24 protein-coding genes are annotated in these 22,884 nt (G+C 29.1%); 5 read left to right on the top strand and 19 right to left on the bottom strand.

Going from position 1 to position 22,884, the window contains the following annotated elements; all coding sequences use genetic code 11:
* Positions 1-119: 119 nt before the first annotated feature.
* The 19 genes from ACQY5W_RS08500 to rpsT form a co-directional block, all read right to left on the bottom strand.
* Positions 120-1,076 carry a thiamine pyrophosphate-dependent enzyme gene (locus tag ACQY5W_RS08500; protein ID WP_428024528.1) on the bottom strand — a complete coding sequence of 319 codons (957 nt, stop codon included), beginning with the start codon at positions 1,074-1,076 and terminating at the stop codon, positions 120-122.
* A gap of 9 nt (positions 1,077-1,085) precedes the next feature.
* On the bottom strand, positions 1,086-2,315 hold the full coding sequence (locus tag ACQY5W_RS08495) for a 2-oxoacid:ferredoxin oxidoreductase subunit alpha (protein ID WP_428024527.1): 1,230 nt from the start codon (positions 2,313-2,315) through the stop codon (positions 1,086-1,088).
* The gene (locus tag ACQY5W_RS08490) at positions 2,315-2,728 is read right to left on the bottom strand and encodes a 4Fe-4S binding protein (protein WP_428024526.1); all 414 of its coding nucleotides are present in this window, start codon (positions 2,726-2,728) and stop codon (positions 2,315-2,317) included. Before ACQY5W_RS08490 ends, ACQY5W_RS08495 begins: the two co-directional genes overlap by 1 nt.
* 10 nt (positions 2,729-2,738) lie before the next feature.
* A complete protein-coding gene (locus tag ACQY5W_RS08485; RefSeq protein ID WP_428024525.1) occupies positions 2,739-3,302 on the bottom strand; it encodes a pyruvate flavodoxin oxidoreductase subunit gamma in 564 nt (187 codons plus the stop codon).
* Positions 3,303-3,836: 534 nt separating this feature from the next.
* On the bottom strand, positions 3,837-4,487 hold the full coding sequence (locus tag ACQY5W_RS08480) for an HAD family hydrolase (RefSeq protein WP_428024524.1): 651 nt from the start codon (positions 4,485-4,487) through the stop codon (positions 3,837-3,839).
* 12 nt (positions 4,488-4,499) lie between these two features.
* On the bottom strand, positions 4,500-6,014 hold the full coding sequence (locus tag ACQY5W_RS08475) for a peptide-binding protein (protein WP_428024523.1): 1,515 nt from the start codon (positions 6,012-6,014) through the stop codon (positions 4,500-4,502).
* A gap of 101 nt (positions 6,015-6,115) precedes the next feature.
* The gene (gene rpsI, locus ACQY5W_RS08470; protein ID WP_428024522.1) at positions 6,116-6,505 is read right to left on the bottom strand and encodes a 30S ribosomal protein S9; all 390 of its coding nucleotides are present in this window, start codon (positions 6,503-6,505) and stop codon (positions 6,116-6,118) included.
* A 5-nt stretch (positions 6,506-6,510) separates the two neighbouring features.
* Entirely contained in the window at positions 6,511-6,930 is a 420-nt protein-coding gene (gene rplM / locus ACQY5W_RS08465; RefSeq protein ID WP_428024521.1) for a 50S ribosomal protein L13, read from the bottom strand.
* A gap of 76 nt (positions 6,931-7,006) precedes the next feature.
* Positions 7,007-8,383, bottom strand: a complete 1,377-nt coding sequence (locus tag ACQY5W_RS08460; RefSeq protein ID WP_428024520.1) for a sensor histidine kinase — start codon at positions 8,381-8,383, stop codon at positions 7,007-7,009.
* Positions 8,377-9,051 (bottom strand): response regulator transcription factor, encoded by a 675-nt coding sequence (locus tag ACQY5W_RS08455; RefSeq protein ID WP_428024519.1) that lies wholly within the window; start codon positions 9,049-9,051, stop codon positions 8,377-8,379. The genes ACQY5W_RS08460 and ACQY5W_RS08455 overlap by 7 nt, the downstream gene beginning before the upstream one ends.
* Positions 9,044-9,439, bottom strand: a complete 396-nt coding sequence (locus tag ACQY5W_RS08450) for a phosphate-starvation-inducible PsiE family protein (protein WP_428024518.1) — start codon at positions 9,437-9,439, stop codon at positions 9,044-9,046. The genes ACQY5W_RS08455 and ACQY5W_RS08450 overlap by 8 nt, the downstream gene beginning before the upstream one ends.
* Before the next feature lie 23 nt (positions 9,440-9,462).
* Positions 9,463-10,131, bottom strand: coding sequence for a phosphate signaling complex PhoU family protein (locus ACQY5W_RS08445; RefSeq protein WP_428024517.1), 669 nt, complete (start codon positions 10,129-10,131; stop codon positions 9,463-9,465).
* Positions 10,131-10,883: a phosphate ABC transporter ATP-binding protein PstB gene (gene pstB, locus ACQY5W_RS08440; protein ID WP_428024552.1), complete on the bottom strand. Its 753-nt coding sequence runs from the start codon at positions 10,881-10,883 to the stop codon at positions 10,131-10,133. Before pstB ends, ACQY5W_RS08445 begins: the two co-directional genes overlap by 1 nt.
* Before the next feature lie 38 nt (positions 10,884-10,921).
* Entirely contained in the window at positions 10,922-12,112 is a 1,191-nt protein-coding gene (gene pstA, locus ACQY5W_RS08435) for a phosphate ABC transporter permease PstA (RefSeq protein WP_428024516.1), read from the bottom strand.
* Entirely contained in the window at positions 12,109-13,038 is a 930-nt protein-coding gene (gene pstC / locus ACQY5W_RS08430; protein ID WP_428024515.1) for a phosphate ABC transporter permease subunit PstC, read from the bottom strand. The genes pstA and pstC overlap by 4 nt, the downstream gene beginning before the upstream one ends.
* Before the next feature lie 64 nt (positions 13,039-13,102).
* Entirely contained in the window at positions 13,103-14,833 is a 1,731-nt protein-coding gene (locus tag ACQY5W_RS08425) for a GGDEF domain-containing protein (RefSeq protein ID WP_428024514.1), read from the bottom strand.
* Between the two features lie 101 nt (positions 14,834-14,934).
* Positions 14,935-15,990: a substrate-binding domain-containing protein gene (locus ACQY5W_RS08420; protein ID WP_428024513.1), complete on the bottom strand. Its 1,056-nt coding sequence runs from the start codon at positions 15,988-15,990 to the stop codon at positions 14,935-14,937.
* A 98-nt stretch (positions 15,991-16,088) separates the two neighbouring features.
* A complete protein-coding gene (prfA, locus tag ACQY5W_RS08415) occupies positions 16,089-17,156 on the bottom strand; it encodes a peptide chain release factor 1 (protein WP_428024512.1) in 1,068 nt (355 codons plus the stop codon).
* A 68-nt stretch (positions 17,157-17,224) separates the two neighbouring features.
* Positions 17,225-17,485 carry a 30S ribosomal protein S20 gene (rpsT, locus tag ACQY5W_RS08410; protein WP_428024511.1) on the bottom strand — a complete coding sequence of 87 codons (261 nt, stop codon included), beginning with the start codon at positions 17,483-17,485 and terminating at the stop codon, positions 17,225-17,227.
* Between the two features lie 91 nt (positions 17,486-17,576).
* On the opposite strand from rpsT, the gene glmM reads away from it, so the two are divergent.
* From glmM to ACQY5W_RS08385, 5 genes are all read left to right on the top strand, one after another.
* On the top strand, positions 17,577-18,911 hold the full coding sequence (glmM, locus tag ACQY5W_RS08405) for a phosphoglucosamine mutase (protein ID WP_428024510.1): 1,335 nt from the start codon (positions 17,577-17,579) through the stop codon (positions 18,909-18,911).
* Positions 18,908-19,369: a signal peptidase II gene (gene lspA / locus ACQY5W_RS08400; RefSeq protein WP_428024509.1), complete on the top strand. Its 462-nt coding sequence runs from the start codon at positions 18,908-18,910 to the stop codon at positions 19,367-19,369. Before glmM ends, lspA begins: the two co-directional genes overlap by 4 nt.
* A 78-nt stretch (positions 19,370-19,447) precedes the next feature.
* Positions 19,448-20,716 carry a 3-isopropylmalate dehydratase large subunit gene (gene leuC / locus ACQY5W_RS08395; protein WP_428024508.1) on the top strand — a complete coding sequence of 423 codons (1,269 nt, stop codon included), beginning with the start codon at positions 19,448-19,450 and terminating at the stop codon, positions 20,714-20,716.
* Complete coding sequence (mobA, locus tag ACQY5W_RS08390; protein ID WP_428024507.1) at positions 20,717-21,292, top strand: molybdenum cofactor guanylyltransferase MobA; 576 nt, start codon at positions 20,717-20,719, stop codon at positions 21,290-21,292.
* Between the two features lie 97 nt (positions 21,293-21,389).
* Positions 21,390-22,847 (top strand): NAD(P)/FAD-dependent oxidoreductase, encoded by a 1,458-nt coding sequence (locus ACQY5W_RS08385; RefSeq protein WP_428024506.1) that lies wholly within the window; start codon positions 21,390-21,392, stop codon positions 22,845-22,847.
* Positions 22,848-22,884 lie beyond the last annotated feature (37 nt).

The raw sequence follows: 22,884 nt of genomic DNA, 5'->3' as shown, positions 1-22,884 counted from the left end.
AGTATTGATTTTAGTTTGAATTGAGGAAAAGAAATATTTTCAAGCAAGGGAGCCTACATGAAGTAGGTGAGTGCTTGAAAATGTTGTTTTGACGAATAGTCAGGCTAAAAGCGATGCTTTTATACTCTTGCTTCTTCTCTTCTTTGTAGATATTCCCATTTCGCATCTACTCTTTTTTGCCACTCTTCTATGATATGCTCATTTTCAGGTTTAAATAGGTGTTTAAATCTTGGTTGGAATCCTAAATAATCTCTAACAGGCACAATATTTTTTGGTCTGTATGTGATATTTAACTCTGTTCCATCAATGATTTCATATAATGGGAAAACCAATGAATCAACTGCTAAATCAGATGCTTCAATTGTTTGATGTGGTTGAAATTTCCATTCTGTTGTACATGCAGACATAGCATTGATAAATACTGGCCCTTTTGTTGCAAATCCTGTTTGGATTTTTTTAACCATATCTTTCCATTTATTTGGTGCAACTTGTGCAACATATGGAGAACCATGTGCAGCCATGATAGCTAACATATCTTTTTTATTTCTTTTTTCACCATATGAATCACTTCCAGCTGGTGCAGTTGTTGTACTTGAACCAATAGGAGTTGAAGATGATCTTTGACCTCCTGTATTTGCATAAACTTCATTGTCTAAACAAACATACATAAAGTCATGTCCTCTTTCAAAACATCCAGAAATCCATTGGAAACCTATATCATAAGTAGCACCATCTCCACCAAAAGTTACAAATTTTGGTTCAGGAGTAGATGGGTCAATTCTTCCTTTTTTTCTAAGAACTTTGTTCATGGTTTCTGCACCTGCGATTGCAGTTGAAGCATTTTCAAATCCAATATGAATCCAAGAACAATCCCATGAAGTATGTGGATAAATAGCTGTACAAACTTCTAAACATCCAGTAGCAGCGGATACAACTAAGTTGTCATTTGTTGCATTTAATACTTCTCTTACAATAATAGAGTGTGCACAACCTGGACATAAAACGTGAGAACCCTCAAATCTTTCAGCCGCAGTTGAAAACGTTTTTAAGTTTTTGATTTCTTTTTGATTACTCATATTTTTTCCTTAGTGTTCATAGAAACTTAACTCTGGTCCTCTAACACCATGAAGTGTTTGGATTTTTCCAGAAAGTTTTCCATTTTTTGCATCTTCATTTAAAGAAGTGAAGATATCTTTTAATTCATTTACAATAATATCTCTTCCACCTAAACCATATACTAAGTTTCTTAATACAGGTCTTGCAGGAGTGTTAAATAATGCTCCCGCAACTTCATTATATAACGCACCAACAGTTCCACCAGGGGCACTTCTATCCATACAAGCAATTGCTTTTACATTTTGTAATTTTGAAGCTAATTGAGTAAGAGGGAATGGTCTAAATAATCTTGGTGCAATAACACCAGCTTTTATACCAGTTTCTTCTCTTATTGCATCTACTGCAATCATTGCTGTTTCATATGTAGTTCCTAAACATACAATAACTACATCAGCATCTTCTACTTTATATGATTCTACAATATTATATTTTCTACCACTTACTTTTTCAAATTCTTCAAAAATCTCTTCAACAACTGGTAATGAACCCATTAATGCCGCATGTTGTTTAGCTTTATGTTCAAAATGCCAATCATGTTCAGTTTGCACACCGTGTGTTACTGGTTTTGAAAAATCAAGCATTGCATTAACTTGTACATAATCACCTACGAAATCATAAGCAACTTTATCAGACAATGGTCTTACTGTTTGTGCTGTATGTGAAGTTAAAAATCCATCTTGATTTGAGATAACTGGAAGTCTAACATCTTTGTGTTCACCTATTCTAAATGCACATAAAGTTAAATCATATGCTTCTTGAGCATTAAATGAATCTAATTGAATCCATCCTGAATCTCTTGTTAAATACATATCAGAGTGGTCACCATTTACATTTAGTGGAGCTGCAAGTGCTCTATTTACTAAACATAAAACAGCAGGAATTCTCATACCTGAACATTGGTATAAAACTTCAACCATAAGTGCACAACCTTGAGATGAAGTTGCAGTTGCAACTCTACCACCAGCAGCACCAGCACCAACACATCCTGACATAGCAGCATGCTCTGATTCAACCATAATAATTTCACCATCTACATAACCATTTGAATGCATTGCTGCATAGTTTTCAACAGTATTAGTTGATGGAGTAATAGGATAAGCAGCAACTACATCAACTCCTGCTTGTCTTAGTGCATGAGCATTACATGTATTACCATCCCAAACTTCTACTTTGTTTAGTTCCATTTGTTTGCTATTCATTATTTCTCACCTTTTTGTTTTTTCTCAGGCCACTTAGTAAGTGCAATTTCATTTTTTTCTGTTTCATTGAACATTATTAATGATTTAGGATTAGTAGGACACACTTCAACACAGATTCCACAACCTTTGCAGTGGTCATAATCAACACCTTTCATCTCTTTATCTCTTGAAATGATAGCTGTATCTGGGCAATACAGCCAACAGTTTTGACAGTCAATACATAGTTCAGTATTCCACACAGGTTTGATTACTCTCCAATCTCCAACATAAGCATTTTTAGAGTTTGTTTCTGCATATATTCTATCTTCTGGTTGAACTTCAGCAATCATACCTTCAATTGTCTGGTTAAATGCAAATAGTGCCGCCCCAGGTACTAATTCATCCCAACCCATTTCTTTAATTGATTTACTCATAATTTGCTCCTTAATGTACTTCGTTATATGCTCTCTCAATAGCAATCATATTTGCATCGATTACTTTTTGAGGAAGTTTTTTTAGTACAGATTTCATTGCATTTTGGAAATAATCTAATTCAAACATACCACTTATTTTCATAAATGCCCCTAACATTGGCGTATTTGGTATAGGTCTTCCAATAGTTTCTTGAGAGATTTGTAAACAGTCTAATATATATGTTCTATCTTCTCTTCCATGTAAAGCTGGAACAGCTTCTATTAACTCTTCTTTATTTAGATGAGTTGTAATTATGTATTTTGTATCTTCTGTTTCATTAGCTGTGAAGTCATCTGTAAAAACTAATGCTGGGTCTAATATAAATACAAAATTTGGTCTCATAAATTTTTCATGGTTTATGATTTGTTGATCATCAATTCTATTATAAGCAGTCATTGATGCACCTCTTTTTGCAGAACCATAAAATGCAAAAGCTTGCACTTCTTTCCCCGTTTCTGCAACAACTGAACCTAGACCTTTTGCCCCAGTAACCGCCCCTTGTCCTGCTCGGCTGTGCCATCTAATTTCTAGCATTTTTAGCTCCTAATTATAAACTTTACTTATATTTTATGAATGAACTTTTTGTAACATCATAAAAACTTCAAGTATTCTAGCTGTATAAATCTTTGGTGAATTTTAATTCAAAATATATAGTTTATTATTATAAGGTTGAGTAAAGAAAAACTACTTTTTGGCATACTTTTTGTATGTTTTTAAATGGAGCAAATGACCATTAAGTAAAATATAAGCTTCTGTTTATTTTTCTAAGAAATTTTTTTTTACATAAATATATCGATTTTATTTCTAAAAAGCCCTATATTATGTACATATTATGTATAAAAAAGAAAAAAATATAAAAAAATTGCAAATTTTTACTTTTAAACTTAATATTTACTTAAAATTGTGTTTTTTTCTGAAAATAATACTTACAGGGTATAAAAAAATGTGTATTTTGATTTAAATTGGAAAAAATATTTATTTTTTTGGATAAATTTCTCTACTTTTTTAAAATGAGTAGAAATGAATTAAAAAATATTTTAATGAATTTTTTTAATTCATTACTAAGTTTTAAAGCTTGAATTCTTTGATTAAATTAACAGCATCTAAAGAGTTATTTGTGACAAAATTAGTTAATTCTTTTAGGTCTTTTTCTTTTCCATATCCACATAAAACTCCAACAGAGTTTATTCCTGCACTATTAGCAGCTAAAATATCTAAATGGGTATCACCTATCATCCAAATATTTGAGGTTTTATTTATATTCATTTGTTCTAAAGTTTTAAGAATTGGTTCTGGATGAGGTTTAGGATTTTCCACATGTTCTCTTCCTGTAACAACTTCAAAATACTTTAAAATGCCAAAGTGTTCAAGTAAAGGGATAGTATATGCTCCTGTTTTAGTTGTAACAACAGATAAACGTGCAAACTTACTAGCTGTTTCTAGTGCTTCGATAGCATCTCGTAAAAGTAAAGTTTTTTCTGTTGAAATAAGTTTATATCTTTGTTTATAGGCAGATACAAAATCCCAAACAACTTCTTCTTCAACTCCTAATTCTAAGTACATAATATCTAAAGGGTATCCAATAAGAGATTTTATATCTTCCTCATTTCCTTTAAAATCATAATTCATTTGCTTAAATGAGTGATGGAAAGTAGATACTATTGCATCTGTTGAGTCTATTAATGTACCATCTAAATCAAATAATATAATGTTTTCCAATATTTTCCTTTTTTATTCTTCTTTTATCCAATCTTTTTGATTGTGAGTTATACCTATAAAAGTAGGCTCTATATTTTTTATTTTTTTACTTACTACTGAAATGGAGTTTGGTATATATAAAAAAAGATATGGCGTATCATTTGAAATTATATTAAATATTTTTTTATATATCTTGCTTAACTCTTTTTTATCTACAGTAGTTGAACCTTTTACAATAAGTTCATCAACTTCTTTGTTTGAATATCCAACAAGATTAAACCTACCTTTTTTCATTGAATCACTATGCCACAATGGATAAGCGTCTGGCATAAGTGCAAGACCCCAACCTAAAACAACTGCTTCAAAGTTTCTAGGATGAACTACTGTATTTAAAAATGCTTGCCACTCCATAACTCTAATTTTCATTTTAACACCGATTTTTGCCAATTGATATTGGATAATTTGAGCAGCATTGATTCTAGTATCATTTCCTGTATTAGTAATAACTTCAAAACTAAAAGGATGATTTTCATCATAACCTGCAAGTTTCAATAATCGTTTTGCTTCTTTTATATTTTGTTTAATTGGTTTTACATTTTCATCATATGCAAATGTTCTTGGTAAAAAAGGGCCATTACATACTTCTCCATGTCCAAAAAATAGGATATCAATTATCTCTTTTCTATTTATACCTAAAGATAAAGCTTTTCTCACCTTTATATCTTTAAACTTTTTGTTGTTTAGATTAAATCCTAAATAATCATATGCAAAAGCTGGTTTTTCAATTATTTGGTAATTTTTTTTGAATTCTTCATCTATTTGTCTATCAACTTGAAGGGGAGTTAAGCTACCAAGGTCAAGTTTGTTTTGTTTTAAATATAAAAATGAAGTATTAGGATCTGGTAAAAATTTGAAATTTAATTCGTCAATTTTAGGTCTTCCTTCAAAATAGTTATCAAAAGCATATAGTTTTATGTCACTTCCAACTTTAAAGCTATCAATTTTATATGAACCAGTTCCTATTGGATGTTTATTAAAAGTACTTGTCATAAGGTCTTTGTCATCTTTTAAAATATGTTTTGGAATTATTCCAAACATCCAAATTTCTAAAGCTTTAAAATAGGGTTTTTTATAAATTACTTCAACAGTATAATCATCAATTTTAGATACACTTTTTACTTCTTTAAAATTTGATTTTATTGTTGTGAAAACTTTTGGGTCATTTATTTTTTCATAGGTAAAAATAACATCATCAGCTGTAAATTTTCTCCCATCATGCCATAGGACATTTTTTTTCAAGTTTATTAGCAGATGAGTAGGGTTTATAAATTTGTAAGAAGAAGCAAGGTCAATAGCTATTTTTCCATTTTTATCATATTTAAATAATCCATTAAATAACCATCCAGTAATATCACTACTTGCACTATCATTAGCTAAAATAGGATTTAATCTAATAGGTGAACTACTTATGGATAGGTTCAATGTACTTGCATATGTAGTATTTAATAAAATATAAAAAGTGATTAATATTTTGAGGAAATTTTTCATGGGAGTATTGTAATATCTTTTTGTAAAAAAGTGCATAAAAAAAGGAGCGACAATTGTCGCTCCTTTTTGTGATACTTTGAAATAAAGTTGTAAAATACCAATTATCTTTTTGAAAATTGAGTAGATTTTCTTGCTTTTTTCTTTCCGTATTTTTTTCTCTCAACAGATCTTGCATCTCTAGTTAATAAACCATATGGTTTTAAGATAGCTCTAAATTGCTCATCAAAAGCAACTAATGCTCTAGAAATACCATGTTTTGCAGCGTCAGCTTGTGCAGAGTAACCTCCACCTAAAGTTTTTACTACAACATTTACTGAAGTTTCTTGTTTAGATACTTCTAAAGGTCTCATAACTCTTTTTTTGATAGCTTCGTGTCCACCTAACCATGCGTCTAAAGTTTGACCGTTAATAATAAGTTGTCCGTTACCAGCTTCTAACCATACTTTTGCGATAGAAGTTTTTCTTCTTCCAGTTGCGTATACTTTTGCCATTAGTCTTATCCTTTAATTTGCGCAGTGTGTGGGTGTTCGCTACCTGCGTATACTTTTAATTTTTTTAACATTGTTTTACCAAGTTTAGTTTTTGGTAACATACCTCTAGTAGCTAATTTATATAACTTCTCAGGATTTTGTTCAAACATTTCTGACATTTTGTGAGTTTTTGTACTACCAAAGTATCCAGAGTGTGTGTAGTAATTTTTAGTTTCTAGTTTTGTTCCAGAAAATTTTGCTTTTGTTGCATTTATAATAATTACGTTATCTCCACAATCTACATGAGGAGTATAATTAGTCTTATTTTTACCTCTTAAGATTGTAGCAACTTCAGTAATGATTCTACCAAATACTTTATCAGTTGCATCTATAATAACCCAATCTCTATCAATTTCATTGGCTTTAGCCATTTGAGTAAATTTCATCTACATTCTCCGATTTAATTAATGAGGTGGAATAATAGTGTACAAATACTTACATATAGCTTAAATTAAGTATTTTTTAATATTTAATTGTAAATTCAGAACCTTTACCGTAAATAGAGCTTATTTGAAGTTTAAAATCATGCAATGTTAGAATAGAATTAACTATAAATAAACCTAATCCTAAAGAGTTATTCCATCCATTTTGTGAAACCCTATAAAATTTTCTTGTTATTTTTAAAAGATCAGTTTCACTAATTCCAATACCTAAATCTATTATTTTTAGGTGTTCTTTTGTAATTTCAATTGTAACTTTATCTTCTGAATATTTTAGTGCATTTTCTACTAAGTTTGATATTGCCATATTCATTAGTGTTTCATCTGCTTCAATTTTGTGTTCGATACCAGTAATTTCAATAACTCTTGCAGGATATTTATCTTTTAAATCTGTAATTATATTTTTGCATAAGTTGTTTAAATCAATAGATTTCTTTTCAATCTTCTCTTTGCCTTCTTCAAGTTTTAGAGCTAATCTTAATTTATCTATTATTTGAGTCATTTTATTTGCATTTGAATCGATTTTAGCTAAAAATTTTTCTCTCATCTGAACTGGTAAGTCTTTATCGTTTTGCAATGTTTGTGCATATCCTGTGATAATTGCTATAGGATTTTTAAACTCATGGGAGATAGCACTAATTATTTCATCTTTTTGTTTATTTGCAAGTTTTAATTTTGCTGTATGTTTAGCTTTTGTTTTCTCTTTTTTTTGTAGCTTTATGGCTACTTTATTAAGTAGTTTATTTATAGTAAAAAACTCTTGGGTATAAAAAGAAGACATATTTGTTAGGTCTTTTTTCTTAGTCAAGTTAATTAAGAAGTTTAAAATATTGTCAGTTTCATGTCTAATTTTATCTGAAATATAGTATGAAACTACAAAAGCTAAAAGTAAAAAAATAGAAAATATACCTATAAGTTGTAAGGTCAATTTTATAAAATACTTTTTTATGGTTGTTATTTCACTTGACATTCTAAGATAATAATCTTCACCATCAATATTTACCTCTTTTGCAATATATAAGAGATCTTTATCAAGAGTATGAGAGTGTCTAGCAATTTCTCCATATGCTTTATATTTTGCAGCAATTACCTCTTCTCTGTTTAAGTGATTTTCCATAAGATTTTTATCTTCATCACTTTCAGCAATAACAACTCCATCTTTATTTATTATTGTAACTCTTAGATTTGTTGCTTTTTTTATCTCTAGTACTTTTGCATCGATATCTTTTAAATTTGGTAAAGAAATAGCAAGGGTATCGATATTTGATAAAATATTTTTTTCTATTTGTTCAAAGTATATGGATTTAGACCAGAAATATACAACAATAGAAATAAGTAAAAGAATTGATAAGAAGATAAATATAAAACTTCTAAGGAAAAGCTGATGTATTTTTAGCAAAACATATAACCTTCACCACGAACTGATTTAATGTATTTTTTATTACCTTTTGGGTCAATTTTACTTTTTAATCTTTTTACTGCAACATTTACTGTTTTTAGTTTTTTCTCTAAAGAGTCTTCCCATACAGCTTCTAAAAGATACTCTCTACTTAAAAGAATATCTTTATTTTTAAAAAACTCTAAAAATAAATCATGTTCTAATGTTGTAAGGTCGATTTTTTTATCATCTATATAGAAAGTTTTGTTAGAACTTTTATATGTTATGTCTTTTATCTTTTCAATTTCTACATTTTTTTTAGTTCTTTTAATTACAGCTTTAATTCTTGCAATTAATTCTTTTAAATTAAATGGCTTAGTAATATAATCATCTGCGTGCTTATCAAATCCTTCTAAAATATCTTCGTCTTTATCTTTTGCACTTACATATATTACGGGTATTGAGTAACCTTTTGCTTTGATATCATTGATAAAAGTGGTACCTTCAATTCCTGGTAGGTTTCTATCCATTAGGATTAAATCTATCTCTTCTTCATCTAAAACTTCATAAACTTTATCTGAAGCATTTAAAAAACCAATAGTTTCAAATCCCTCTTTTTGTAAGGTGTATTCAAGAAGTTCAAGTATATCAACTTCATCTTCGATTATTAGTAGTGTAATATCATTCACTTCGATTCTCACTTTTATTGTTTATTTTATTTATTCCTGGTGAATATTTTATTGACATTATCCTAAAAATAAAAAATACAAATATAACAATTAGTAAAAATAATATATCAAAATAGTCTATATTTTTGTGTGAAGCTCGAATAATTACATCTCTAATTAGAAATATAATAAAAATATCAATTACAAAACGAAGTCTTAATTTCTCTTTTTTTATAAAATCAGAAATCATTTTTATAACTTCCATGATAACTATAAATTCTAGCATGTAAATAATTGCTTTGTAAAACTCTAGTCCAGAAGTTATAATAGCAATAAATAAAATCATTGCTATTGTAACTTCATAATTGTATTCAAAGTATCTTTTTATTTTAAATATGGCTCTTCTCATAAAAGTAATTATATCATAAAGAGCTATTTTCGCTCTAGTTCTCCACCTTTTTCTGCAAAAAGTAATAGGTGAGCAATAGCCACTGATCTATCAGAGATATTTTCTAGTTTTCTTAGAGAAGTTAATATGTCAAAATACTCTTTTGATAAATCTAAATTTTTAGAGATTAGTTTTAAAATATTTTTTTCAATCATTGCATATAAATCATCAGTTTTACTCTCTTCTACAACAACTCTTTGATATTTTTCTTCTATATGTTTAGAGTTTTCTTCTTTGATAATCAACATAGAAGTTTGAAGCGAAAGAATAGTTGATTTTAATAATGGTATAGCAAATTCCAAAATAGTTTTTGTATTTAAATCATCACTAAATGCAGCTCTAAAAACTTTTATAAAAACTTTTGTATTTTCACCAGCTCTTGATAATTCATTTGTAATTTTTAAGTATGAAACTAATTCTCTTAAATCTTTTGCTTCTGGTTGATATAAAGCAAGTGCTGTAACAATTGCATTATCAATATCATTTGATTTTGCAGTAAGTTTTTTAAGTGATAAATCAGCACCTTTAAGTGATTTGATTTCATCGTCTTTTAAAGCTTTTAATGCAGTATTCAATGACTCAATAACGATATCCCCTATCTCTAATAAATCATGTTGAATTTGTGCTCTTTTTGTATCGTAAACTTTTAACATTATCCAAACCTTCCTGTAATATAATCTTCTGTTTTTTTGTTGCTAGGATTAACAAATATAACATCTGTTTTATCATATTCAATTAATTTTCCTAAATGGAAAAATGCAGTGTAATCTGCAACACGTGCGGCTTGTTGCATATTGTGTGTTACTGTTATAATTGTATAGTCATTTTTAAGTTCTAGCATAAGTGCTTCAATTTTTTCTGTACTTATTGGGTCTAAAGCTGATGTTGGTTCATCCATTAAAATAACTTCTGGTTTTACAGCGATTGTTCTAGCTATACATAATCTTTGTTGTTGCCCTCCAGAAAGTGAAGTTCCAGGGTCAGTTAATTTATCTTTTACTTCGTCCCAAAGACCTGCTTTGATTAGTGAAGTTTGAACTAACTCATCACAATCTTTACCTTTTTTTACTATTCCATGTTTTAGTGGTGCATATGCAACATTATCATAGATAGTTTTTGGAAATGGATTTGGTTGTTGAAATACCATACCAATTTTTTTACGAACACTTACTTCATCTACATCTTTGTCATATATGTTTTTATTATCTATAACTATTTCTCCATCAATTTTTACGATGTTAATTAAATCATTCATTCTATTTATACATCTTAAAAAAGTAGATTTACCACAACCTGATGGACCAATAAGTGCAGTAATTTTATTTTCAAATAAATCAAGACTTATATTATGTAAAGCATGATTATCTCCATACCAAAGATTAAGTTCATCAACTTTTACTTTTATATTATTTTCTATAGTATTATTACTCATAATTTTCCTTATTACCATTTAACTTCAAATTTTTTTCTTAAATATATTGCAACTGCATTTAGTGAGATTAGTACAGTTAAAAGTACCATAATACCAGCAGCAGTTTTTTCTATATACATTCTCTCTGGCATACCAGCCCAAGTAAAAAGTTGTGCTGGCATAACAGTTGCAGCATGTAATATAGAATCAGGTGAATCAGGTATAAATGCAATCATACCTATAATAATTAATGGTGCTGTTTCACCCATTGCTTGTGCAAGACCAATAATTGAACCTGTTAGAACACCTGGAAAAGCAAGTGGTAGAACATGGTCTTTTGTTACTTGAATTTTGTTTAATCCTAAACCATATGCTGCTTGTCTTATTGAATCAGGGACAGCTCTTAATGCTGCTCTTGAACTTACTATAATAATTGGTAAAGTCATTAAAGCCAAAGTTAAACCACCAACAACTGGTGAAGAACGTGGAAGACCAAAAAGGTTGATAAAAATTGATAAACCTAAAAGACCAAATAAAATAGATGGAATTGCAGCTAAGTTATTGATATTTACTTCCACAAATCTTGTAAATTTGTTATCATCAGCAAACTCTTCAAGATAAATTGCAGTCATTGCACCAATAGGGAAAGCAACAAGCATTGTTACAATAAGTGTTAATACTGAACCAACTACAGCTGAATTAAGACCTGCATATTCTGGAATTTTTGAATCTCCATTTTCAAAGAAAATAGTGTTGAATTTTTGTTCTATTTTATTTTTTTCTTTTAGTTCATCTACTAAATGTCTATCTTTTCTTTTTAGTTTATAATAGTGACCTTTTAAATATTGGTCAACTTGATCATCTGCTAAAACCCATTCTAATTTTGTGGTGTTCATTAGTTCAGGATTTGCTCTAACTCTATTAGGAATATCTCTTAACCAAGCTCTTGAAACAATTTTTCTGTACTCATCTGGAATAGCTTTTCTAGAATCATTCATAACTTGTTCATTATAAGTTACTTCCATTTGAATATAAGTAATCTTAAATGCAGGGATTCCTTTTGTTGTTATATCAAATAAAAAGAATGCTAAAAATGCTATAGAGAAGATTAAAGATGTAAGTGTAAATCTTTTAAATCTTTTAGCACTAGCATGTCTTTTTACTAAACTTGGATCATAAAAAGGATTGTTTTTCTTTTTTTCTTTTCTTTTTTTTATAATCATAATGTGTTCACTTTATATTTTTCTTTAAATTTTCTAATTAGACTCAATGAAATCATGTTTAAAATTAACGTAATAACAAAAAGAACTAAACCAAGTGCAAAAGCAGATAGTGTTTCAGGCGAGTTAAATTCAAAATCACCTACTAAAGAGTTAACAATAGTTACTGTTACAGTCGTCATGTCTTCTAAAGGATTCCAAGATAGATTTGGTCTTAAACCTGCTGCCATAACAACAATCATTGTTTCACCTAAAGCTTTAGAAAGACCCAATAAAGATGCAGAAATAATACCAGGAAGTGCTGATGGTAAAACAATATTTTTTATTGTTTCACCATGGGTCATTCCAAGTCCAAATGCAGCTTTTCTTTGAGAATCTGGAACAGCTTTAATAACATCATCGCTTAAAGATGAAATTACAGGAATAATCATGATACCCATAACAACTCCAGAAGCAAGTGCAGAGTTAAAAGTAGCTTCTAAACCAAATATTTCAGCTGCTTCTACAATTAAAGGGGCTACTGTAATAGCGGCAAAGAAACCATAAACAACTGTAGGAATTCCAGCAAGAATTTCTAGTAGAGGTTTTAAATAATCTCTTGTTTTAGGAGTTGCATATTCACTCATGTATATTGCACTTCCTAAACCAACAGGAATAGCTACAGCAAGGGCGATTATAGTAATAACAAAGGTACCTGCAAAAATTGGTAGTGCTCCAAATTTACTTCCTACAATTCCTGGCGACCATTCAATACCAGTTAGAAAATACCAAAAGCTTCTTAACTTAAAAAATTCAATTGATTCGAAAAGTATTGAAAAAAGAATTCCAAAAGTAGTAAGAATAGAGATAGTTGCTGCAATTATAAGAGAAAATTTGATTAATTTCTCGATTAATTCAGTTTTTTTATTTCTTGATTCAAATGTACTCAAAAGTTAACCTTTTATAAATTTGTAATCATTATAGAAAAGTTAAATTACAAAATGATTACAATAGTTAGAATGAGGCACAAATAGGTCTTTCTAGGTTCTTTGAATATTTTTTCATAATATTCAATGTATAGTCAAAATTTGATTTTTTTGAGTTAGATGATATTTCAATAATAGCACAAGAACAAGACAATAATTTAAAAGTTCTTTCTTCTCCAAATCTATCTTTTCCACAAAAAAATCCATTTTGTTTATCAACTGTGTTATAAAGATTTTTTGCAGATTCCCTAAATTCATCTAAAGTCTCTTTAGTTAAGGCATAAACATCCTCAATTGTAGAATTTTTTATACCAATAAAAAAATCATCTCCTCCAATATGAGCAATAAATGTATCATTAGGATATTTTTTTTGAAGAAGTTCAGCGAATAAAAGTATGGCTCTATCTCCTTGTCTAAATCCATAAAAGTCGTTAAATGGTTTAAAATTGTCAAAATCAAAATATAAGATATGAGATATAAATTTTTCCCTATTTTTTAAACTTTTATAAATAAATAGTTCAATTTGTTTGTTGCCTGGTAGTTTTGTAAGAGGGTTTTGATTTTCAGCAATTTCCAAATTTCTTTTATGAGATAATTGTAATAATGATCTTAAATCAATAAAACCAGAATATTTATTTGCTTTTGTTATAAAAATACCTGAAGAGTTTGGGTCATGATTAAAGATTTCTAAGGTTTTATCTATTCCCCAAGAAGCTTCTATTGACATTGCATGTTTAAGGTATTGATTGATTTGTGAACTATAAGATTTATTTTGTGCAAGTGATAGACCATATTGTGAGTAAGATATTTTTTTTATGTCAACTTCATAGATTACACCAACTAAATTTTCATAATCATCAATTACAGGGGCAAAGTGATTATTACTATGTTCTTTAAAATATAAAAATAAAGAGTGAAGAGATGAATTTATATTAAAAGGAACAATATATTGTATATATTCATCAGCTATAGGTAGTATTTCGTTAGTTCTTTTTTCTTGAATAATATATTTTAATATCTCTTTGTAAATAGGTTTTATTTCATCTACATTTACTGTAGGTTTTTGTACAAAATATCCTTGAATAAAATCAGCACCTATATTTTTACAAGTATAAAACTCTTTTAGTGTTTCAACACCTTCTGCTACAACTTTCATACCCATTGTATGAGCCATATTTATAATAGATGAACAAAATAACTTTTTCTTGGAATCAGTATTTATATTACTTATAAAAAATCTATCTATTTTTATAATATTTGCTTGTGAAAAATATAGAAGTTTTAGTCCAGATACACCAATACCAAAATCATCAATAGCAATACAAAAATCACTACTTTTATATGTTTTTATCATTTCAATCAAAGCATCTTGTTCTTTTAAGGTACCTTTTTCACTTAATTCATAGCAAATTATATTTTTATTTAGGCTATATTTGCTTAATATTTTTTTTGTATTACCTTTGGAATAGTTTTTTGTATGGATTATTCTATTATCTAGATTATAAAATAGTTGGAGATTTTCTATATTTATTTCTGAAAACTTTTTGATAGCTTTATCTCTAAGTAATAAATCAGCTTGATATAGATAATCATCTTTAAAAGCTAAATCAAATATACTTTGAATATCATCAATTTTTGATATTTTTTCGGCATTTCTTAATAGTGCCTCAACAGCAAATATCTTACCTGAGTGTGAATGAATAATAGGTTGAAAAGCATAGTCAAGTTTTTCAACAATTGAAAGCCATTTTGATTTCATATTTAAATCCTATTTATAGCTCTTTATCTCTTCGTTCGCATAAAACAGATAAAGAGCTATAAATAGAATTCAAAAAGAGGAAAAGTTTCCTCTTTTAGTTTTTAGTGTTTTTTACTTAAGTCTTCTAAAGTTAATTTAGTTCTTTTTGCAACACTTGCTCTAATAGCAGTTCTATCAGCATTTGGAAGTGGGATTAAACCGATTTCAGATAAAATTCCTTTATCTCCAATCATTTTTTCACTCATAAATAAATCAACATATTTGCTCATAGCTGGAACTTGTTTAGCATGAGAGTTTTTGATGTAGAAGAATAAAGATCTTGCTACTGGGTAAGTATGAGCAGAAATTGTTTCTGGAGTTGGAGCAACACCATTGATTGTAGCACCTTGGATAACATCACCATTTTCTTCTAAGAAAGAGTAACCAAATACACCAAATGCAGTTCTGTTTTTATCTAATTTTTGAACAATTAGGTTGTCATTTTCACCAGCTTCAACATAAACACCATCAGTTCTTAACTCAGAATATTTTTTATATTTTTTGTTTTTAACTTTATCTGCATGATATAAGTCAGTATATACTGCCATCTTTTTAAAAGTATGTTGTAATACTAACTCTTCAAAAGCATCTCTTGTACCAGAAGATTTTGGTGGTCCGTAAACAATAATTTCTCTATTTGGTAAACTAGCATCAATATCTGACCATTTTTTATATGGGTTAGCAATTAAAGATTTACCATCTTTAGAAGGAACTTCTTTAGCAACAGCTAATGCTAATTGCTCTCTTGTAACATTAAATTTTGGGTTAGCTTTTGATTGAGCAAAAGCAATACCATCATAACCGATAACAGCTTCAGTTATATCAGTAACACCATTTTTAGCACAAAGTTCAAATTCTTTTGTTTTCATTCTTCTTGAAGCATTTGTAATATCTGGAGTATTCATATCATCTCCAGCACAGAATAATTTTGCACCACCACCTGAACCAGTTGATTCAACAACAGGAGTTGGGAATTTCGTTGTAGCTCCTAATTCTTCAGCAACTGAAGATGAAAAAGGATAAACAGTAGAAGAACCAACGATTTTGATTTGGTCTCTAGCACTTAGTGTAACAGTTAAAGCAGCAGATGCTAATAAAGCGATTGCAGTTTTTTTCATGTTTTTTTCTCCGATAGATTTTTTTGACGGAGAAATTGTATTTTTATTTGATTACATTTTGGTTACTAAAGAATATTTAAAAAAGTGAAACTAATGGATTATAATCCATTAGCCTCAATAAGTCTTGCTTGATGGTCTGCAATTAATGGGTCAATGATTTCATCAAAAAGTCCATCATTCATAATAGCATCAAGTCTATATAATGTAAGGTTAATTCTATGGTCACTTATTCGACCTTGTGGATAATTATATGTTCTAATTCTTCCACTTCTATCTCCAGTTCCAACTTGTTCTTTTCTGTTGGCACCTTCTGATTCCATTTTTTCTTGCATTTGAATTTCATAAAGTCTTGCTTTAAGAACTTTCATTGCTTTATCTTTATTTTTATGTTGAGATTTTTGGTCTTGGTTAGTTACAACTAATCCAGAAGGAATATGTGTAATTCTAACAGCTGAGTCAGTTGTATTTACAGACTGTCCTCCATTTCCACTTGCTCTCATAACATCAATTTTTAAATCATTTGGATCAATCTCAATTTCAACATCATCAACTTCAGGCATAACTGCAACAGTAATTGCCGATGTGTGAACTCTACCTTGAGATTCGGTTGCTGGAACCCTTTGAACTCTATGTGTTCCACCTTCATATTTTAGTCTTGAATAAACTTGTTCACCTTTGAATAAAGCTACGATTTCTTTATATCCACCTGCTTCATTCTCACTTTGGTTCATTATCTCAACTTTCCACCCTTTTAGTTCCGCATATCTTAAGTATGCTCTAAATAGGTTTCCTACAAATATTCCTGCTTCATCACCACCAGCACCTGCTCTTAGTTCTATAAAAATATTTTTATCATCATTAGGGTCTTTAGGAATCATAAGAACTTTTATCTCTTCTTCAATAGCAGGTTTTCTAACCTCTAGTTCTTTAAGTTCATCTTTTGCCAAGTCACCTAATTCTGGATCATCAAGAAGCATTTTATTTTCTTGAATGTCATTTAATACACTTATATACTCTTTAGCTTTGTTTACGATTGGTTCAATTGTTGACTGCTCTTTTGAAAGATTAGTCATCCTTTTAATATCTGAAGTAATATCAGGAGAAGTTAATAATGTATTAATCTCCTCATATCTATCAATAAATGGTTGTAATTTATCTTGTAACATATTTTGTAGTATTTATAAGCAAATAAAAAAATTGACTACCATAAATTTTGTATGATAGTAAATTTTTATTATAATGCGTTAACTTTTACTTGTAATCTACTAACTTTTCTAGCTGCAGTTCCTTTTTTAAGGATACCTTTTGCAATACAGTGGTGCATGTATTTGTTTGCAGTTTTCATTGCTTCAGTTGCTTTTTCTTTATCATTAGCTTCAACTGCTGATAATACGTCTTTAGTTACGTTTTTAATTCTTGTTTTGTAAAATCTGTTTCTTTCAGTTTTTACTAATGTTTGTTTAGCTCTTTTAGCCGAAGATTTATGGTTTGCCATTTTTAACCTCTTTATAATTTTTTTAAGGCTAGAATACTAGCCAAATAACTTTAAAGTAAGTTTAAATTAAGTTTAATTTTAGGATTTTTTAATGAAACTATTTGGTACAGATGGTGTAAGAGGTCAAGCTGGTTCATTTTTGGACGCTATGACGGTAATGAAACTTGCTATGGCTGCTGGAATTTATTTCAGAAAACATTCATATACAAATAAAATTTTAGTGGGTAAAGATACTAGAAGAAGTGGATATATGATAGAAAATGCTCTTGTTTCTGGACTTACTGCTGTTGGATATGATGTAATTCAAATAGGTCCAATGCCAACTCCAGCAATTGCATTTTTAACAGAATCAATGAGATGTGATGCTGGAATTATGATAAGTGCTTCTCATAATCCTTTTGAAGATAATGGAATAAAATTCTTTGACCAACATGGAAATAAATTAGGTAGTGATTGTGAAAAAGCGATTGAAGAGTTGTTTTTTGATGATGAAGCCAGAGCAAATGCACAAAAAATAGGTAAAAAAATAGGTTCTTCAAAAAGAATTGATGATGTAATTGGAAGATATATTGTATCAATTAAAAGTTCTTTTCCAAAAGATTTAACTTTAAGTGGACTTAGAATTGTACTTGATTGTGCGAATGGGGCTGCTTATAAAGTTGCACCAACAATCTTAGAAGAATTAGGTGCTGAAGTATTTACAATAAATGCAACACCAAATGGATTTAATATCAATGAAAATAGTGGAGCTATGCATCCTGAAAACGTTGCTAAGATAGTTAAAAAAGTAAGAGCAGATATTGGATTGGCACTTGATGGTGATGCAGATAGACTTGTAGTAATAGATGAAAATGGTGATACGGTTGATGGAGACAAACTTTTAGGAGCTTTATGTGTTTATCTAAATGATAAAGGTGTTTTAAAAGGTGAAGCATGTGTTGCAACAGTAATGAGTAACAAAGCATTAGAAGATTATCTAGACTCTTTTGATTTAAAATTAAATCGAACAGATGTTGGAGATAAACATGTATTAGAAAATATGAAATGCAACAATATAAATTTTGGTGGTGAGCAAAGTGGTCATGTTATTTTTTCTGATGTTTCAAAAACAGGAGATGGACTTGCAACGGCATTACAAGTATTAGCATATGTAATTGAAAGTGGGAAAAAAGCAAGTCAAGCATTAAATAAATTTGAACTCTATCCACAGATTTTAAAAAATCTAAAAGTGAGTGAAAAAATTCCTTTAGATAAAATAGAGGGTTTAAATGAACTTCAAGAAGAGATTAAATCAAAGGGAATGAGAGATTTAATAAGATACTCTGGAACAGAAAATAAATTAAGAGTATTAATTGAAGGTAGAGATAAAAAGTTAGTTAATGAGTATATGGATAAATTAATAGAATTTTTAACAAAAGCATTATGAAGAAAAAATTAACTATATCCATAGTACTTTTTTTTATATTAGTATGTATTGACCAATATATAAAATATGGGTTTGTATTTTTAGATTTTGGTTTTGAAAGTGATTGTATATCATTGGTTTTAGCATACAATTATGGTGTTGCATTTTCTATGTTTGAATTTTTAAAAGAGAATTTAAAATTTATACAATTGGGTTTGATACTTGCAATTTGTTTATATATATACTTTAATAAAGAAGTTTTTGAAAAATATTATATACCAATTTCAATACTTCTTGCTGGTGGATTATCTAATATTTTAGATAGATTTACTTATGGTGCAGTTGTTGATTATGTTTATTGGCATTGTGGTTTTGATTTTGCAATATTTAATTTTGCAGATGTGATTATTGATTTTGCTGTTGTTTTAATACTTTATATACAATATAAACAATACAAAGAAGATAAAAAAAGAGTATAAAAGCTTTTTTGAAAGCTAAACAGATTTTGGCTATAATCCCACAAATTAAAAAGAAAAGTTTAAATAAAGAGAGAAAATATGGGTCAAACTATAACAGAAAAAATTTTTAGTGAACATGTTGGAAAAGAAGTTTATGCAGGAGAGATTGTAAGAAGTCCAATTGATATGGTTATTGGAAATGATATTACAACTCCTATTTCAATTAGAGCATTTGAAGAGGGTGGTTTTGAAAAACTAGCAAATCCAGAAGGTTTTGCAATTGTACTTGACCACTTTATTCCTGCTAAAGATATTGCATCTGCAAATCAAGCAAAAATCTCTAGAGATTTTGCAATGAAACATAACCTTAAATACTTTTTTGATGAAAAAGATATGGGGATTGAGCATGCACTTTTACCTGAAAAAGGTTTAGTTTTACCAGGAGATGTTATTATCGGTGCTGATTCACATACATGTACACATGGTGCATTAGGTGCATTTAGTACTGGTATGGGAAGTACAGATATCTCTTTTGGAATGATTACTGGTGGAAACTGGTTTAAAGTACCTGAATCAATCAAAGTAGTATTTAAAGGAAAACCAGGACCATTTGTAACTGGAAAAGATTTAATTTTAGAGATTATTAGAATACTTGGTGTTGATGGAGCTTTATATAAAGCTTTAGAATTCACAGGTGATACAATTAAATATTTAAGTATGGATGATAGATTCTCTTTATGTAATATGGCTATTGAAGCTGGAGCTAAAAATGGTATTGTTGCATATGATGAAGTTACAAAAGAGTTTTTAGATTCAAGGGATAGTCTAAGAGCTGAACCTAAAATTCATTATTCAGATGAGGATGCTAAATATTCTCAAGTAATTGAAATAGATGTTGAAGCATTAAATCCAGTAATTGCATATCCATTTTTACCATCAAATGGACATAGCGTAAATCAAGCTGTGGAAGATAATATTAGAGTTGACCAAGTATTTATTGGAAGCTGTACAAATGGAAGATTATCTGATTTTAAAGTGGCAGCTGAATTACTTGCAGGTAAAAAAGTTGCTAAGCATGTAAGATTAATATTGACTCCAGGAACTCAAAAAATCCTAAGAGAAGCTACAAAACTAGGTTATATTGATACTTTAGTTGATGCAGGTGGAGTTGTTTCAAATCCTACATGTGGAGCATGTTTAGGTGGATATATGGGAATTTTAGGTGATGATGAGGTTTGTATTTCTACTACAAATAGAAACTTTGTTGGAAGAATGGGTTCAAGAAGCTCAAAAATTTATTTAGCTAATAGTGCTGTTGCAGCTGCTAGTGCAATTAGTGGATATATCACAGACCCTAGAAGTCTATAAATGACTAAGCCACAATTTGATATACCTTGTGTAATCCTTTGTGGTGGTAAAAGCTCAAGAATGGGAGAAGACAAAGCTCTTCTTCCCTTTTCTAACTATAATACACTTACCCAATACCAATATGAAAGATTAAAACCATATTTCAAAGAGATATATTTATCATCAAAAACTAACAAATTTGATTTTGAAGCAAATATAATATATGACAAAATAGATAATGTTAGTTCCCCTTTAGTTGCTTTAAAAAGTATATTTGAAGAGCTAAACTTAGAAAAAGCTTTTATTATAACAGTAGATACACCATTTGTAAAAATTGAGACAATTGAGCAGTTAATAATAAATTCAAATATAAGTAATATTACTATTCCTATAACAGAATATGAGCATAATTTGTGTGGTATATATAATAAGAATTGCTTATCTTTTATAAATAAAATGATAGATGAAAATAATCATAAAATAGGCTACTTAATCAAAAATATGAGTTTTAACAAAATTAGATTTTATGATGAAAATGAATTTTTAAATTTAAATAAAATTGAAGATTATAAAAAAGCAATTTCTACTATAAGATAAACTAATATTTATTATAAAACAATTTAAGTTAAAATTAAGTTTAATATTATTTCAACTTTGTTATTCTTCAGTTAAAGAAAATAAAAAAGGTAATCTTATGAATGAAGAATTAAAAAATTCTCTTGAAATTTTAGATAGAGAATTAAAGAAACAAGGACTTTCAAGAAGAGATGCACTTAGACTTGCAGGTTTAAGTTCTGCAGCATTTTTAATGAATCCAAGTGAAGTAGAGGCTGCAACTGTAGCAAATGCAAGTGAAGCAAAAGGAAAAATTGTAATTGTTGGTGGTGGATTATCTGGAATTTCTACAGCAGCAAGATTAACAAACTCTTTATCAAATCCTGATATTACTATAATTGAACCTAATCCAATTTCAGTATCATATCAACCAGGTCAAACATTAGTTGCATCTGGTATTTGGAAGAAAGAAGATATTGTTTACAATACAAAAGATTTTTTACCAAAAGGTGTAAAACTAATCAATGACAAAGTAGTTGATTTTGATCCAGATAATAATAAAGTTATAACAAAAGGTGGAGAGACAATTTCTTATGACTTTTTAGTTATTGCAGCAGGACTTGCTCTTAATTATGGAGCGATTAAAGGATTAGAAGGAGTTGGATATTCATCTGAAGAAAATCTTGAAGTATCAAAGAAAATTGGTCAAAATGGAACTCACTCAATATATTATGCAAATGGAGCTGTAAATACTTGGAAAGGAATGCAAGAGTTAATTTCTGAAGCAAAAAGTGGTAAAAAATTAAAAGCATTATTTACACATCCAAATACATCAATTAAGTGTGGTGGAGCACCTAAAAAAATAATGTATCTTACAAATGCTAGGTTAATAGAGGCAGGAGTAAGAGATAATGTTGATATGTGGTTTTATCCAAATGGTGGAACAATGTTTGGTGTTAAAGAGTATCACGATGCAATTGTTAAACAATTTGAAGCAAGAAATATGAAATGGGAATATAAAAACAATTTAGTTGAAATTGATGTAAATACAAAAAAAGCTACATTTGAAAAGTCTTGGGAAGAAAAAGGTGCTTGGGATGCTGATTTAGAAGAGTATACAATTGTTAAAAAAAGCGAAAAAATTGAAAGAGATTATGATTTTATTCATATTACTCCACCAATGAAAGCTCCAGATGAGATTGGTAATTCTGCTGTAGGTTCGCAAAAAGGTTGGGTACCTGTTAATAAAGAAACTTTACAACATGTAAAATATCCTAATATCTTCTCTTTGGGTGATATTGCAGCTGTTCCTATGGGGAAAACGGGTGGTAGTGCTAGAAAACAATATAAAGTTTTAGTTGATAATTTAATCGCATTAATGGAAGGTAAAGAACTAACTTCTAAATATGCAGGATATACTGTTTGTCCATTAATTACTGATATTGGAAAAGTAATGCTTGCAGAATTTAACTGGACTAAAAAACCAACTCCATCTTTTCCTTTAGACCCTACTCAAGAAAGATATATCTGGTGGTTACTAAAAGTTTATTTACTTAAACCTATGACTATGTATGGGATGCTTGCAGGAAAAGCATAATTTTAAATCTAAGCCTAAGGCTTAGATTTTTAAGGAA

This window comes from Arcobacter sp. (assembly GCF_050300555.1).
Taxonomy (GTDB): Bacteria; Campylobacterota; Campylobacteria; order Campylobacterales; family Arcobacteraceae; genus Arcobacter.
This window is presented reverse-complemented; position numbering and strand designations above follow the sequence as displayed.